The organism is Roseobacter sp. HKCC-CH-9351, from assembly GCF_037830295.1.
Taxonomy (GTDB): Bacteria; Pseudomonadota; Alphaproteobacteria; order Rhodobacterales; family Rhodobacteraceae; genus M30B80.
The window spans coordinates 1866869-1881163 of sequence record NZ_JBBLYM010000001.1 but is presented as its reverse complement, the minus strand read 5'-3'; the positions used below and the strand labels follow the sequence as shown (position 1 = coordinate 1881163).

Sequence of the window (14295 nt, the reverse complement as noted above, 5' to 3'; positions counted from 1 at the left end):
CAACTGATGGCTAAAGAAAGAAACACAAAACGAATAAGCGAAGGCACCAACCTCCGCGAGCTTGTAACGCTTGGGATGGCTTTTAGTTTTGGTGTTGCCGCGTTGATTGTCATCAAAATCTTTGCAGAGCTTGGCAGTGTCACAAATCTTCTCGCAGTGGTAGTCACCGGCGCAGCACTTATCGCCTATGCCGCGGTATCATACTTTAGCAATCAAACTAAAATTGAGCCTGAGACAATCGGTGATAACTGCTACTACCTCGGCTTTCTGTTTACCCTGACAAGCCTAAGTATCGCACTGTTTCAGATTAGTCAGCTGGACAACGATGTTATTGCATACCGGCAACTCATCTCAGGCTTTGGCGTGGCTTTGTCTTCAACCATTATTGGAGTTTTCCTAAGGGTGATCCTCATGCAGGGGCGGCATGACCTTGCTGCTAGGGATCGTGAAGCGCGCCTATCACTCAGTAAAGCCACATCTGAGCTGAGGGGTGTTCTTGCTCAATCAATAGCTGAAATGAAATCCTTTTCGGTAGAAGTAACTCAGGTTCTATCAGAGACGGCGACGTCGATTGCCAAAGTTGCTGAAGATGCACGCAACACTCAAAGAAGTTCGATAACCAGTGAAACTGAAAAGTCACTTTCGGCTATTGAAGGAAAGCTCGCATCGGTGAACGAGCTTATTACTAAGCAGCTTACCGACGCGCTGACTGGCATTACTCAAACTGCTGGTTCAGAGATGCGCTCTTTCGCGAATAACAGTGTATCGGAAAGCAAAGCAGCAGTTACTGAGCTGAAGTCTGAGATCGCTAACACTAATGAGCAGATTTCTCAGTTGGTTGCCGCTCTTACTACAAGCACAAAGGGGTTAACTAATGCGGTTGAAGAGGCGGTAAAATCTATCGACAACTTCAATTCTACCACCGCAAAGTCTACAAGCTCAGTAGCTCAGGATTTAGGCGCCACCATAAAAGGCCTGAGCGACCAATCTAATGACATTCATAAGTCGCTCCAAAAAATCCAAGCTCTATCCCGGCAGATCGAAAAAGAACGCGCAAACTGGTTAGTGAGGTTGTGGCTGCGAATAAAGGGCAACAGAGTTGGTTGATCTTAAAGAGAACGCAGCCTCCGCTTATCGGCGTGGTTCTGTTCTTGGCTTCACCATCGGTGAGGTTTTTATTCTGTTATCTTTCATTTTGCTTCTCATTTTGCTGCTCAAACAGGCGGAAGTTTTTGAGAAACAAGAGCAGGTAAATGCCCTAGATGAACAACTGAATTATGCAACGTTCAGACTTACGCAAACAGAAGACACCCTTCAGGTGGTTCAGGCTCGATTAGTTGAAGCGGAAAGACGATTAGAAGAGGCACAGGTTAGAAACGAGCAATTGGCGAGTTCAGTCGCCACTTGGACTGAATTCACTGCGGCAGAGCGAGAAAAAATCCAAGAATTAATTGCTTCTGGCGAGCTATATTCTGCAACTGCGATTGCATCTGCTCTTGAGGACATGACCAACGCGGAGCTTGGTAATGTCATCGATCAAGCAACACGGCCAGGCAGACAAGAACTTCTTAATGCGTTAACTGAAGTTTCTGATGAGGCCATGCGTAATCTAGCAGAAGCGTTCGAGGCGGTCGAAAGCCCAGAAGATTTAGCCTCTAACGTAGGTGAATTCGGTGGAGTTGATCCGTTTACTCTAACCCGAGGGGTTACAATAGCGCGTTCGATCCAAGAGCTTGATCCACGGGTCTCTGAGGAGGACGTATCAGACGCCATAGAGGTTGGCACAACGATAAACGACAATCTTTCCCCATCAGATTGGCAACGCTTGGAAACCCTTTTGGAGGCCACGGGATGGTCACCACAAACATTAGAACAAGCCTACGCGATTGTGCAGGCCCTTGATGATGATACTGAAGCATCGCTTGCAGCACAGGTCGGAGCGGCTTTGGAGGAGGCCGCACAACGAACACTAACTCTGGCAAGTTCGCTTGATGAGGCATTAGGTGATGTAGTCGAAAGCCGAGGCGGACGTATTGATAGCAGAGGAACGATCTCTTTTTCCGATGCGACCCTGTTCCCACGCGGAAGGGCTGACCTCACTCCAGAAATGCGGACCTTCCTCGACGAGCTTTGTTTGCCGTGGCTTAGCACTCTCAGAGATCAAGGTTTTGAAATAGAAGAAATCCGTATTGAGGGTCATGCATCTCCAGGGTGGCGCGGAGCTCGCAATGAACAAGACGCATATTTGCGCAACTTGGAACTTTCTCAGGCACGGGCTCGCGTCGTCCTAGAATACTGTATAGACACCACCTGGGGGCAAGATTTAGGCCAATGGGCAAGAGAGCGTTCGGTGGCCATCGGCTTCTCTTCTTCACGGCCTGTGTTTGAAAACGGCGAGGTTTCGCTTGAAGGGTCACAGCGCGTTTTACTTTCGGCCGCGCCTGATATTTCTGATATTATGCAAGAAATTGAGGAGACCGTAACGCAATAGAGCCGCGCGAATTTGATAAGAAGTTATCTTCTATTGAGGATATAAGTTTGTTGTCACGCAAATATTGCACCGACAATACCAGCCAAAATCAGTGCAAAAATTAGATACACCTCAATTACTGAACCTTTGTGTTTTATATGCCGCTGTCTCGGGAGTTTCATTTTCCCAACCTTCGTGGCTTTTGGAACTTTAATTTTTGGGGCTGGCTTAGGCTTTGGAGGTGCCTTTGGCTTGGGGGCTGTGGTCTTCGGAGGTTTAACAACAGTTTTCTGCGAGCGAACTACGTATCCATCAGCAGTTTTTCGTGTAGTTTTTACAATCGTAGCTCCACTTTGAGTTTTAGTGCGGGCTACTCTAGTGCTAGAACCGAGTTTTTGTGACGTTGTTGTTTTTACACCGCCACCTTTTTTCTGTGTAACGGTTCTGGTCACGCCACTTTTTGAAGTGCTACTTTTACGTCTATATCCCGATGCCATGGCAAAGAGCTCCGTATAATCTTTCGTTTGATACCAACAGAATATTTACTGCACAGTCAGATATCTCGTCATTAAAGTCCGTTGCGTTTATTAGGTGCGTACAGTCAACTTCTGACCGACCTTTGTGGGCTTTCTTTTTAACAAATTACTATCAATTAATAAGAATTCCTTTCAAGAATTTTTCAAATTTCCCCTTATCAATCGAGATGTTTTTTGAACTTAAGTCAACGAACCTTTTAGGAAATGAACTGTCTTCTCTTATCACTTGGTCAACTAACTCACCTAAATCTTTATCGTTTCTTTTATATCTAAAACTAATAATAACGTTTGGATTATTTTCCAAAATGGCTTTAATTCTCCTCAGGCCATAAGCCTGAAATGACTTCATCAAAAATATTTTATGCTTATTTGATCTTAATTTTTTATAAGTTATCTCAGGGGTGTTAAAATCATTAAATGCGTAAGGATATGCATCTACAACTGATATCTTATTTCTAACTAGCAATTCAAGTAGGTAAGACTTGTCCCCTGATTTGATATTAGGAAAGTCACTAGGCCATAAAAAAGATGTGTTGGAACAATTTGCATTATAAATATAAGATGAATTTTTAAATAATGGAGCCTCTCCGATGATCACTCTTTCAATTGAGAAATTAGAATTGTGTGATCTCCAGTAATCCTCAATTTTTATAAACGAATTTCGAAGATGTTCGATATAGCTTTTATCTAAGCAGGATGCACCAAAGTGCTCTAGTAGCAAACCCTCGTATTCTTTCCATTCAAACATTAAAGTCTCTCATAGCTAATACAGAACTTAGATAATCACTTAGAGGCACTATCTTACAAGATAAGGAGTTGCTAAAAATGATGGACAACCTGCTTCAACCGGCCAATCGCTACAAGCAGAGATGCCCTAGATGTCAGTCACCACTGAATACGATTGTAGTTCATGGTCATGAGCAATGTGCGGTATGCAAGTCTAATATTTTTGAGTGCTGTTCAGGCGATACCTGCGAGACCGATCACAACCTGAGTGTGGGTTACAAACGAGGGTAACTAGCATGAAAAACCTCCTGACAACCGCCCTGATCGCCACAGCGCTCGCTTCTCCTGTGAAAGGGGATTTAGTTGCGCCTCAGACTGTTCAACAATTCTTTGAAGTGTGTCCCACTTTAAGATCAAACGACCTTGTTGACGATGAGGACTTCAACCAAGCTTCAATGTGCATGGGTGTGGTTGTAGGCATATCGAGCTTGATGGACTTGAATTGCCAGCTTGGCCGTGACGACACTCCCAACCACTTGAAAGCCGATTTGGCAGGGGGAGATGCTTCACTATCTGCTGTAAAACAAGCAATGTGGAATTATGCAGAGGATAATCCAAGCCTGTGGAGCCTTCCCGTGGGCATGCTCTTTGCCGCACTTGCCGAGGAGTGGCCTTGTGTTCAGTGAGGCGAAACTTATTGCTGCTGCATGCGTTCTGTTTTTTTTGAATGCCGCGTCGGCTTCTGGAGAAACTTTAAGGCTTGAATGCTCAGATCTAATGGATCGTGGAATTTCTGACCCATTTGTATTCGAATTCACAACAGATGATTGGTCCGGCTACATGAGCGGAGGGGCCGCTCCTCGTTGGCTTAAGTTGTTATCAGAAAGTGATGATCATTTATTATGGATCTACGAAAATGAGGATTGGCCAGGAGACGCCAATCACCTTATCGCAGTTTACCTGCTGAACCGGCGGACTTTAATAATGACGATCAATGCAATTGCGCTCGACAATTATGAAATGTGGAGAGATTTTCAATCTAATTTGGGTTCCTCTGCATACATGCAGTGTGTCCGCCCGCTATGAAACTCCTCTTCGCCCTTATAGCTGTCATCGCGGCCTGCCTCTTCACTATCGCGAAGCTGCATGACGATGGCACGATGATCCTTGCAAGTATGGCTGAAGAATACAGTGTCTGCACCAATGTGAACGCCTGCTCAGATGACGACTTCGCTGAGATGACTGACCTGCTGCTCGAACAGGACGAGTATAACTCGAGGGTGTGGCTGCGGGTTGTGCTGGGTTGGGAGCATTGGAATGACTAGTTTGAACTCCAAAATTTTTATATTTGGCATAGCATCTATTTTGACACTTGCAGGCCCATCCTTGGCGGGAGAGCGCTTTGTTTGTGTTTCGGAGACTGGTGGCTTTATGGCTTATTCAGACAACCAATGGGTGACAGAAATCATCGATGAAGAGGAAGTTCGCGACCACTACGTTGTCGAATTGGATGGTCCATCTGTTACCCAAACAGAAATAATTTGGAGTTGGGAGCCAAGAGATTGCCGCACCCTTCACGATCCAGCGACTGGTGAAGCTAGCATGGTAAACTGTGCAAACAACGGAAATACGCTCATTTTCAGCGCAAATCTATCAACTCGAAGATTTATGGCTGTCTCGCTTTCGAATGGCTCTGATTATATCGGCACAACCGTTGCGACCGGCTACTGCTCCGAGGTATTGACCGGTGGGTGAATGCAATTTTAATAGCCTACTGCATTAGGACTTCCGCAGCCATTCGGCAGTAGTCTAGATCGCTAGTTACAATCTCGTCCCCGTCAATTGCCTGACCACTAATTGCATAATTCGTTTCAAACCTATCGAGATAAATATCGGCAACATTTCTAACGTCTCTTACTATGCCGTTGATTACGTCCTCGATTGTTCCCCCTTGCGTCTGCTGAGCGATCAACCCTGCTATTACTATAAAATTGCTTCGAAGTTCGTCGGTCTGTCGCCAAAGCTCACTGCCAAGCCTAGTTTCTCCACCCCACTCCATCACTGCCTGGTGAAGAGCTGCACAGCGGGTGGGAATGTATGAGGGCGCGACCCGTTCTTGTATATTTTCCAAGCGTTGGAACTGTTGCGCCGCAGCAGATTGCTGGCTCCCAAACAAAAGCACAGCGCTAAAGGTCAAAGTTGTAATTGTTCGAAAGCATCGTCTCATAAGTTCACGCTAATGATCAGTTTGCGAGCTTACAACTTAAATAACCCCGTCTCACATCCAGCAGACGACAAGACGACACCCCTAAAAGGGGGTGTCTGTCGTGTCGCCATCTGCAGGGTTATGTCGGGCGTCATCTTTACAGATTGTCGCCTGATGTCGCCTTGTCGCCGAGTGAGTAGTAATCGTCTTTCGCAGTTAATAATCCCTTTGCAACAAGGTCGCGCCGCGCTCGGCTGAAGGCATCATTTTTTGACTTATCATTGTCGCCTGTATGTCGCTGGAGAAAAATTGGACGCCATTCGTCCAAGTGTATGCGACAAGGCTCTGGTTTTGATTTTGTCGCCTCCTTGAACGTGTCCATCGCCAACTGCTGCGCAGCGCTGAGCTTTTCAGTATTCTTGCGTTGTCGATAATCGACGCGGTGCAGGACAGACGTCTCATCAATCGTCACAAAGCAAAACTGCATTGGCTCAAATGGCGTGGCGTCTTTTTGTTTGTCGCAGATGAGCTGCACGTCATGCTCGCCAAATTTCCGCATCACCATCGATGTGTCCAGTGCTGCAAAAAAGGATGAGTGGCCACGCGCGCCTGCTGCACCGTCTTTGCCGTGATGATGGACAATCAAAACGGTTGCCTCAAATGCATGCATCAACTCATCGCAGGCGCTGACAAACTCTCCCATATCCTGCGGGGCATTTTCGTTACCACCGCCGAAGTTGCGCGCAAGCGTGTCGATGACGATGAGCTTAACATCTTTGACCTTGCTGACATCGTCTCGGAGGACCTCTAGCCGCGTGCGGTCACGCATATCGATACTCGAATTCGAAAAGTGCAGGGGGCTGTTTTTACGATCGAGTTGCACACCGCGGTCTTTTGCCCAAGCCTCAGCCCGACGACGTATACCCTGCCGCCCCTCACCAAGGATATACATTACCCCGCCTTGTTCGACCGCATGTCCATGGAAGTCATGGCCTGTTGCGATGCTGCACGCCATATCAACGGCCATGAAGCTCTTGCCCGTATATGAGGGAGCAACCAAAGCTGCTGAGGCATATTTTGGCAATATGCCGTCAATAATGAAGCTTGGTGGCTCCAGATTGATATCCAACACATGGCTGAACAGCTGCAGAGCGTTGGGACTGGTGGTTGTGGCAACGGCCGCTCTAACTGCTGCATCACCTTGGCTGTTCCACAAGTCCCACCAATCTTTGACAACAGGGGGGATAACATAAGGTAAGCCCGCTGCTTTAACGGCCTTTCGGCCCGCCTCGTCATTGTCCGCTGCGACAACGACGTTGAAGCCCTTTGCTTTGAGCTGATTAGCTGTTGCTGGGAGGGTATTAGCATCTAGAGCAAAAAACGTCTGCTGGCCCGTGACTATGTGCACTACGACCGCATCCGCCCACCCTTCGCAGACATACAATCGGTCTGTTTTTTCGCCAATAAACGTGCCTGCGCCTTGTTTCTTCATGCCTGGGCTGAAGCGCTTCGAGCCATCAGAGTTGATGAATTGCTTGCCGCGAAATTCACCCGTTTCCACTTCACGAATTTCGACAACAACCGTGTTGCCGTCACAGACAGCGCCTGTGCCTGAAAGATCAATGCGCTTTTGGATGTGATACGGCACATCCAGTTTGGTTTGGCGCGGTAAGTCTGGCATTTGCGGCTCAAACTTTGGCAGTAGTCCAGCTTGCTCCAGCTGACGCGTTCGATCGGACAGGGCGCAATCTTTGCGACAGTGATGCTTCAGACTGCCATTATGGTCAGCAATCCAGAAGCGGTCATCACCGCCACAATTTGGACATGGGCCATGCCATTCGTTTCGTGATGTTTGTTTCAGGCCCAGTGTGGCTATTATATTTGGTGCGTATTCATCAAATGAAATACTCATTTTTGGCCTCAGCAAGTTGCGCCGAGGAAGGCACTCAGGTAATATGATCATGCATCAATGATCTCCCTGTCAGGCCTCCGTCTGGCAGGGGTTTTTTATTGACGTTGCTCGGTAACGCTGCTGATCCAAGCGTCCACTTCATGTTCTAAGAAGCCAACGCAGCGCGGTCCTAGCTGGATGCGCCGTGGGAAGGTGGGATCAGTGCGGCATAAACGATACCAAGTGGTCCGCGTCATGCCTGTGCGCTCCAAAACTTGGCCGATCCGAAGAATGCGTGAATTGGTCATGCCATAAGCCTCCAAGTTAACCATTTGGAGCAATTCTTATGCTGCTTAACCGAGTGAAAAAATCTGAACAAATCCTGCGATTTGTTTTGGTTAACCTTGAGAGATGATGGTTTCGATCGCCTGTGGTGACATGATCAGTGCGCGACTTAGGATACCTACGCGCTCGCCCTGAGTTTTGGTTAGCGGCATTAAAGCTTCATTGATCTGTCTAATTTGATCATCTCTTAAGGTGTTTGGTTTTCTACCGCGCTTTTTTCGAATGCGAGTTGGGTCAAGAATATTCATGCCCAAAATTTTTGTCATAAATGTTGGTAACACTCCTCCAGCTGCAAGATGACTGGCCATCTCTTGATGGAGCATGGATTGGTCAATGTGCAGCAGTAAGTCACTGTTCTCAAATTCTTCAGGGCTTTCGATTAACCTCCGAATTATTAAGCGGGGAAACTCCAAGGAATTTGATAATTGTTCCGCCCCAAACACAACCTCGCGGATGTGAGCTAAAAGTTCAGTTTTGTCGTCATTGTTAAATAGCTGTTTCAGTTCGGCGCTGCGCTTATTACGGTGCGCTATGAGAAAGCTGATGATTTTATCCCGTGACATAATCCGCCCACCTCTGCAGTGCCTCACGCCGCTGTTCTAGCAAGTCTGAACGCTGATAAGCGGCATCTAGGTATTTTGGTTGGTGCGCTTTGATAAACTTGTTGACCTGTTGATCTACACCGTTTTCCTCGCACCACGTGCCGCAGGTCGCGCGAAACCCGTGTATCGTAATATCGTCAAACCGCTTAACGGCGAGGAGCATAGCGTTTTCGCTGATGGGCTTATCAGCCACACCAAGCGCGTATCTCTGGTTGCCAGTCAGTCGCTTCAAGTCATGAAGCATGCTCAAAATTGGTTCCGTTAGCGGCTGACGGTGTTTCTTGCGCATTTTCATTCGGGTTGCAGGTGTGGTCCATACGGCATTATCGAAGTCGATATGGCTCCACTCAATGAAGCGTATCTCCTGACTGCGTTTTGCCAGTAGCAAAGCCATGGCAATCCCTGTGCGCGTCTGCACGCTCATTCTGGGGCGCGACATTAACCACTGCCAGAACTCAGGAGCGCGTTCGTAGGGCAGGTGGGCCATGTGCTGAACAACATGCCGAGACTTAGGCATTAACCTTGGCGAAGGTGTCGGGTTGTATTCCACCAACTCATCAGCAACGGCTAACTCGAATATGCGCTCGATGTTGCTACGGATTTTTTTACCGCTCGGCTCATGGTTGACCCAAATGTCACTCAACGCCTCACGGATTTCCTTCTGCTTAATCTCGTTTATTGGGCGCCGACCAAGCTTTGGAAACACGTGATCCCGTAGCTGCTGAATGACTTGTTTCTTGTATGGACCGTCAGATAGGCCATCGCGGAGGTGCTTTTCATACCAATGTGTGGCCACCTCCTCGAAGGTAGGGGTCTTTCCGCTGGCTGGGACCTTCTCAGCGCGCACCAGTGATGAGAACTGAATTGGATCAAGGGTAAGGCTAAGCGCGTTTTTCACCGCATCAGAGTTGTAGCCACTTTTGAGCATTGATTTAATAGCAGGCGTTATATCGCGGGCCTCATTAGCCTTCACTTTTGGCCACTGACCGATGGTAATGTTCTGTCTTTTTCCAGCAATCCCGACACGAGCGATCCACGTTACAGAACCATTTCCACGCGCCACTGCGTATAGATTTGGCGTCCCAGCAGGCTCCCAGCGGTTGTCTGGTGATTTCTGCAGTGCTTCTAAATCTTTATACGTGAGTGCCAATTTGTAGACCTTTTGTAGCCAAACATCATGGTTTGTAGGCCACATTATGGACTATATGGACATCCTGAGACAAATGAAAAAATCAAAAAACACCAATATTTGTTGGTATTTATCTTATTTTCTTGAGCTTTGTGAAATAGGATGTGGCGGAGAGACAGGGATTCGAACCCTGGGTGGAGTTACCCCCACAACGGTTTTCGAGACCGCCCCGTTCGACCACTCCGGCACCTCTCCGCGCTTTGGGTCAGGGTGGTGGGGGAATAGCGGCAGGCGGCAGGGCGCGCAAGGGGGTGTGGGCAGCTGCTTGCAAGATTTTTTGCTGCCTTGAATGCGTAGCCCTATTTGCCATGATTTGCCTCTGACTTCACCTTGACAGTCAAACGCCCTTGGGGCATACGCATCGCACAGACCGCGCGAGGTGACTCGGGCGGTTTCTGATTTTTGTGATGAATGCCCTGAAATCAGGGTGCGCAGCCAGAGGCGCAAGTGGGTCAAACCCTTGCATCAACACCCCAAGGCGGGGGCCGCACGGCGCGAAACTGGAAAGGAAAGGCCCATGTTCGCGGTCCTTAAGACAGGCGGCAAACAGTATAAGGTGCAGGCGGGTGACGTTCTGCGCGTTGAAAAACTGGCGGCTGCAGCGGGTGAAACCGTTCAATTCAACGAAATTCTGATGGTCGGTGGCGACAAGCCAATGCTTGGTGCGCCGCTTGTGTCTGGTGCTGCTGTTCAGGCCACTGTGATCGACCAGATCAAAGGCGAAAAGCTGATCCACTTCGTCAAGCGCCGCCGTAAGCACAGCTCTAAGCGTACCAAGGGCCATCGTCAGCAACTGACCCTGTTGCGCGTGACAGAGATCCTTGCCTCGGGCGCGGACAAATCTGGCGTTAAGGCGGCTGTTGGCGCGGGTTCTGTTTCTGCGGCTGAAATGGCGGCCTTGGTTGCAGCAACCCCTGCAAAAGCCCCTGCCAAGAAGGCAGCGGCGCCGAAGGCGGCAGACGCGGCAGAGAAGCCTGCAAAGGCAGCCGCGAAAAAGCCTGCGGCCGCAAAGGCAGAGGATGCAAAGGCAGGCGCCCCTAAAAAGGCCCCTGCCAAGAAAGCAGCCCCCAAGAAGGACGCCGCCGAGAAGAAAGCCGCAGCACCTAAAAAGGCAGCTGCGAAACCCAAAGCCGCGAAAGCGGACAAGGCATAAGGAGAGAGACACATGGCACATAAAAAAGCAGGTGGCTCGTCCCGCAACGGCCGCGACAGTGCTGGTCGCCGCCTTGGCATTAAGAAATTCGGTGGCGAAGCCGTAATTCCAGGTAACATCATCTGCCGTCAACGCGGCACAAAATGGTGGCCGGGTGAAGGTGTTGGCATTGGCAAAGATCACACGATCTTCGCAACTGCTGAGGGCAATGTCAGCTTCCGCAAGGGCTTTAAGGGCCGCACATTTATCTCCGTGTTGCCGACAGCAGAAGCTGCTGAGTAACGCCACGCTTTTCGCGATGATTTCGAAAAGGGGCCGGCGTTTCAGCCGGCCCTTTTTTCGTTGGTTAAGCCCTAAAATTGGGCAATAGGTGCGATCATGAAGCAAGACAAAATCACCGCGCAATCTGTCATCACGACAGATCGCTTTCAGCTGCGCCCCTTAAGTATGGCGGATACAGGGTTGATGTCGCTTTACGCATCCGACAAACGCGTGGCCGAGATGACACCCAATATCCCACATCCGCTGCCACCAGGGGCGGTTGAAGCCATGATTGAGCGCGCCTTGGCGGATCAATCCCAAGATGTGATTTGGGCCATTGATGCTAGCCCTTCAGGTGGGGCGGAATTGATTGGCGTGATCGAATTGCACCAAATGGATCGCGGACAGTCGGAAATCCGCTATTGGGTGGCCCCCACAATGTGGAACACGGGTGTCGCCTCCGAAGTGGTGCGCGCCCTCATTGCTGCCAATCCGCTAGCCAATGACACAATTTTCGCAAGCGTCTTTCAAGACAACCCAAGCTCGGCGCGGGTTTTGGTGAATGCAGGCTTTGAATATCTGGGCGATGCAGAAAGCTATTCAGTCGCGCGCAGCGCGGCATTGCCCACATGGACATATTTGAAAAAACTGATCTAAGGCGCTAAGGCAGGTCAGACATTCCTAATTTGGCAAGGGAGCGCCACAAGCTGCCCGCGAAAGGTGAACTTATGAAATTCCTTGATCTTGCCAAAGTTTATATCCGCTCGGGCGCGGGCGGTTCTGGCTGCGTCAGCTTTCGCCGCGAAAAATTCATTGAATATGGCGGCCCTGATGGTGGCGATGGCGGGCGCGGCGGTGATGTCTGGGCGGTTGCGGTTGATGGGCTAAACACCCTCATTGATTTTCGCTATCAGCAGCATTTCTTTGCCAAAAACGGGCAGCCTGGCATGGGGCGGCAGCGCACGGGCAAAGATGGTGACGAGATCATTTTGCGCGTGCCTGCGGGCACAGAAATCCTAGACGAGGATATGGAAACCGTCATCGCCGATCTGACCGAGGTTGGCCAGCGCGTGCTGTTGGCCAAGGGGGGAAATGGTGGCTTTGGGAATTTACATTTCAAATCTGCCACCAATCAGGCCCCCCGCCGTGCAAATCCTGGCCAAGAGGCGGTCGAGCGCACCATTTGGCTGCGCCTTAAACTGATTGCGGATGCGGGGCTTTTGGGTTTGCCAAATGCGGGGAAATCGACATTTCTCGCAGCAACGTCCAATGCCCGCCCGAAAATCGCGGATTATCCCTTTACCACCCTGCACCCCAATTTGGGGGTTGTTGGGGTCGATGGGGTCGAATTTGTGGTTGCTGACATCCCTGGTTTGATCGAAGGCGCATCTGAGGGCAGGGGGCTTGGCGATCTCTTCTTGGGTCATATCGAACGCTGCGCGATCTTGTTGCATCTCATTGATGGCACATCCGAGGATGTCGTGGGTGATTGTGAAACCATTCTGACCGAGCTAGAGGCCTATTCAGACGCGCTGTATGACAAGCCCCGTGTCATAGTTCTCAACAAAATTGACGCACTCAGCGATGAAGAAATCGCCGAAAAGCGCGAGGCCTTGCAAAAGGCGATTGGCGGTAAAGTCATGTTGATGTCAGGGGTCGCAAAAACAGGCGTGACCGAGGTGTTACGGCTCTTGCGCGCGGGGATTGATGACAGCAATCTGCGCCAAAAGAAATTGGACGCAAAGGAAGACGAAGCGTGGCGGCCATAACACAGCCCCAGCATGCGGTGCCGCAACTGGCACAGGCGCGGCGATTGGTGGTTAAAATCGGCTCGGCCCTTTTGGTCGATGGTGTATCGGGCCAATTGCGCGAGGCATGGTTGCAAGATTTGACCGCGGATATCGCGCGGCTGCGCACTCGCGGCACGGATGTGATCGTGGTGTCGTCTGGTTCAATAGCGCTTGGTCGCGGCGTGCTTGGATTTGGGGCCAAGGCGCTCGCCCTTGACGAGGCGCAGGCCGCCGCCGCCGTAGGGCAAATCCGTTTGGCCCGCGCCTATGAAGAATATCTCGCCCCGCATGGGATCACGGCCGCACAAATCCTGCTGACCTTGGATGATAGCGAGGATCGGCGGCGCTATTTGAACACGCGCGCGACTTTTGCAACGCTTCTCGCACAGGGTGCTGTTCCCATCGTCAACGAAAATGACACTATTGCCACTGATGAAATCCGCTATGGCGACAATGATCGTCTGGCGGCGAATGTGGCCGCCATGGCGGGCGCGGATCAATGTATTTTGTTGTCAGATGTGGATGGGCTTTATTCCGCCAACCCTTCACAAGACCCAAGCGCCATACATTTCCCCGTGATCCATGACATCACCCCTGAGATCGACGCGATGGCAGGCGATGCGGGAACGGGTCTGTCAAAGGGTGGAATGAAAACCAAACTGATGGCCGCACGCAATGCCATGAGTGCAGGATGCGCCATGGCGATTGCCCAAGGGGCGTTGAGTGCGCCCCTTTCGGCGATTGAGGGCGGCGCGCGGGTGACATGGTTTATTCCAACACTCGACCCCCAAGATGCGCGCAAGCGTTGGATTTTGGGAATGAAGCCCAAAGGCAGCCTGATCTTGGACGCAGGCGCGTTGCGCGCGCTCAATCTGGGGAAGTCTCTGCTGCCTGCTGGGGTGCATAAGGTTTCAGGCAGTTTCTTGCGCGGCGATCCTGTAGAACTGCTTGGCCAAGACGGCGCGCATATCGGAATTGGCTTGTCGCGCTATAGTGCCGATGAAACCAAGATTATTGCAGGCCATCATTCTGATCAGATTGAAGAATTACTTGGCTATCCAGGGCGCGCGGCCTTGGTGCATCGCGATGACATGGCCTTATAAGGGAGGGTTGTGCTAGTGACAGA

17 protein-coding genes and 1 tRNA gene are annotated in these 14295 nt (G+C 50.2%); 11 read left to right on the top strand and 7 right to left on the bottom strand.

The features are described from left to right. Nucleotides 1-6: 6 nt before the first annotated feature. Both AAC632_RS09430 and AAC632_RS09425 read left to right on the top strand, forming a co-directional pair. Nucleotides 7-1107, top strand: a complete 1101-nt coding sequence (locus tag AAC632_RS09430) for a hypothetical protein (protein WP_340296633.1) — start codon at nt 7-9, stop codon at nt 1105-1107. Further along, a complete protein-coding gene (locus AAC632_RS09425; protein ID WP_340296635.1) occupies nt 1100-2491 on the top strand; it encodes an OmpA family protein in 1392 nt (463 codons plus the stop codon). Before AAC632_RS09430 ends, AAC632_RS09425 begins: the two co-directional genes overlap by 8 nt. 53 nt (nt 2492-2544) lie before the next feature. Here AAC632_RS09425 and AAC632_RS09420 read toward each other — a convergent pair whose 3' ends face one another. Then, complete coding sequence (locus tag AAC632_RS09420; protein ID WP_340296637.1) at nt 2545-2967, bottom strand: hypothetical protein; 423 nt, start codon at nt 2965-2967, stop codon at nt 2545-2547. Nucleotides 2968-3118: 151 nt separating this feature from the next. Then, complete coding sequence (locus AAC632_RS09415) at nt 3119-3754, bottom strand: hypothetical protein (protein ID WP_340296639.1); 636 nt, start codon at nt 3752-3754, stop codon at nt 3119-3121. 274 nt (nt 3755-4028) lie between these two features. On the opposite strand from AAC632_RS09415, the gene AAC632_RS09410 reads away from it, so the two are divergent. From AAC632_RS09410 to AAC632_RS09395, 4 genes are read left to right on the top strand one after another with little or no spacing between them, the layout of a single operon-like run. Next, the gene (locus AAC632_RS09410) at nt 4029-4418 is read left to right on the top strand and encodes a hypothetical protein (RefSeq protein ID WP_340296641.1); all 390 of its coding nucleotides are present in this window, start codon (nt 4029-4031) and stop codon (nt 4416-4418) included. After that, nucleotides 4408-4818, top strand: coding sequence for a hypothetical protein (locus AAC632_RS09405; protein WP_340296643.1), 411 nt, complete (start codon nt 4408-4410; stop codon nt 4816-4818). The genes AAC632_RS09410 and AAC632_RS09405 overlap by 11 nt, the downstream gene beginning before the upstream one ends. Next, nucleotides 4815-5057: a hypothetical protein gene (locus AAC632_RS09400; RefSeq protein WP_340296645.1), complete on the top strand. Its 243-nt coding sequence runs from the start codon at nt 4815-4817 to the stop codon at nt 5055-5057. The genes AAC632_RS09405 and AAC632_RS09400 overlap by 4 nt, the downstream gene beginning before the upstream one ends. Beyond that, nucleotides 5050-5487, top strand: coding sequence for a hypothetical protein (locus tag AAC632_RS09395; RefSeq protein ID WP_340296647.1), 438 nt, complete (start codon nt 5050-5052; stop codon nt 5485-5487). Before AAC632_RS09400 ends, AAC632_RS09395 begins: the two co-directional genes overlap by 8 nt. A gap of 608 nt (nt 5488-6095) precedes the next feature. Here AAC632_RS09395 and AAC632_RS09390 read toward each other — a convergent pair. From AAC632_RS09390 to AAC632_RS09370, 5 genes are all read right to left on the bottom strand, one after another. Then, the gene (locus tag AAC632_RS09390) at nt 6096-7850 is read right to left on the bottom strand and encodes an AAA family ATPase (RefSeq protein ID WP_340299908.1); all 1755 of its coding nucleotides are present in this window, start codon (nt 7848-7850) and stop codon (nt 6096-6098) included. Between the two features lie 95 nt (nt 7851-7945). Then, a complete protein-coding gene (locus AAC632_RS09385; RefSeq protein WP_340296651.1) occupies nt 7946-8137 on the bottom strand; it encodes a helix-turn-helix transcriptional regulator in 192 nt (63 codons plus the stop codon). 90 nt (nt 8138-8227) lie between these two features. Then, nucleotides 8228-8737 carry a hypothetical protein gene (locus tag AAC632_RS09380; RefSeq protein WP_340296653.1) on the bottom strand — a complete coding sequence of 170 codons (510 nt, stop codon included), beginning with the start codon at nt 8735-8737 and terminating at the stop codon, nt 8228-8230. Further along, a complete protein-coding gene (locus AAC632_RS09375) occupies nt 8724-9926 on the bottom strand; it encodes a tyrosine-type recombinase/integrase (RefSeq protein WP_340296654.1) in 1203 nt (400 codons plus the stop codon). The genes AAC632_RS09380 and AAC632_RS09375 overlap by 14 nt, the downstream gene beginning before the upstream one ends. Before the next feature lie 144 nt (nt 9927-10070). Beyond that, nucleotides 10071-10160, bottom strand: a tRNA-Ser gene (locus tag AAC632_RS09370). A gap of 322 nt (nt 10161-10482) precedes the next feature. On the opposite strand from AAC632_RS09370, the gene rplU reads away from it, so the two are divergent. The 5 genes from rplU to proB all read left to right on the top strand — a co-directional run bounded on the left by rplU (nt 10483) and on the right by proB (nt 14272). Further along, a complete protein-coding gene (rplU, locus tag AAC632_RS09365; protein ID WP_340296656.1) occupies nt 10483-11118 on the top strand; it encodes a 50S ribosomal protein L21 in 636 nt (211 codons plus the stop codon). A gap of 12 nt (nt 11119-11130) precedes the next feature. Further along, nucleotides 11131-11400, top strand: coding sequence for a 50S ribosomal protein L27 (gene rpmA, locus AAC632_RS09360; protein ID WP_317654644.1), 270 nt, complete (start codon nt 11131-11133; stop codon nt 11398-11400). Between the two features lie 96 nt (nt 11401-11496). Then, complete coding sequence (locus AAC632_RS09355; RefSeq protein WP_340296658.1) at nt 11497-12036, top strand: GNAT family N-acetyltransferase; 540 nt, start codon at nt 11497-11499, stop codon at nt 12034-12036. A gap of 71 nt (nt 12037-12107) precedes the next feature. Then, nucleotides 12108-13148: a GTPase ObgE gene (obgE, locus tag AAC632_RS09350; protein ID WP_340296660.1), complete on the top strand. Its 1041-nt coding sequence runs from the start codon at nt 12108-12110 to the stop codon at nt 13146-13148. Between the two features lie 17 nt (nt 13149-13165). After that, complete coding sequence (gene proB / locus AAC632_RS09345; RefSeq protein WP_445322667.1) at nt 13166-14272, top strand: glutamate 5-kinase; 1107 nt, start codon at nt 13166-13168, stop codon at nt 14270-14272. The last annotated feature ends 23 nt before the right edge of the window (nt 14273-14295 follow it).

Bases quoted from the DNA above. Each gene is read 5' to 3' on its own strand.
- rpmA (WP_317654644.1), top strand. From the start codon at position 11,131: ATGGCACATAAAAAAGCAGGTGGCTCGTCCCGCAACGGCCGCGACAGT.
- AAC632_RS09380 (WP_340296653.1), bottom strand. From the start codon at position 8,737: ATGTCACGGGATAAAATCATCAGCTTTCTCATAGCGCACCGTAATAAG.
- AAC632_RS09415 (WP_340296639.1), bottom strand. From the start codon at position 3,754: ATGTTTGAATGGAAAGAATACGAGGGTTTGCTACTAGAGCACTTTGGT.
- AAC632_RS09390 (WP_340299908.1), bottom strand. From the start codon at position 7,850: ATGAGTATTTCATTTGATGAATACGCACCAAATATAATAGCCACACTG.
- AAC632_RS09400 (WP_340296645.1), top strand. From the start codon at position 4,815: ATGAAACTCCTCTTCGCCCTTATAGCTGTCATCGCGGCCTGCCTCTTC.
- AAC632_RS09410 (WP_340296641.1), top strand. From the start codon at position 4,029: ATGAAAAACCTCCTGACAACCGCCCTGATCGCCACAGCGCTCGCTTCT.
- rplU (WP_340296656.1), top strand. From the start codon at position 10,483: ATGTTCGCGGTCCTTAAGACAGGCGGCAAACAGTATAAGGTGCAGGCG.
- AAC632_RS09430 (WP_340296633.1), top strand. From the start codon at position 7: ATGGCTAAAGAAAGAAACACAAAACGAATAAGCGAAGGCACCAACCTC.
- AAC632_RS09355 (WP_340296658.1), top strand. From the start codon at position 11,497: ATGAAGCAAGACAAAATCACCGCGCAATCTGTCATCACGACAGATCGC.
- AAC632_RS09385 (WP_340296651.1), bottom strand. From the start codon at position 8,137: ATGACCAATTCACGCATTCTTCGGATCGGCCAAGTTTTGGAGCGCACA.
- obgE (WP_340296660.1), top strand. From the start codon at position 12,108: ATGAAATTCCTTGATCTTGCCAAAGTTTATATCCGCTCGGGCGCGGGC.
- AAC632_RS09420 (WP_340296637.1), bottom strand. From the start codon at position 2,967: ATGGCATCGGGATATAGACGTAAAAGTAGCACTTCAAAAAGTGGCGTG.
- AAC632_RS09395 (WP_340296647.1), top strand. From the start codon at position 5,050: ATGACTAGTTTGAACTCCAAAATTTTTATATTTGGCATAGCATCTATT.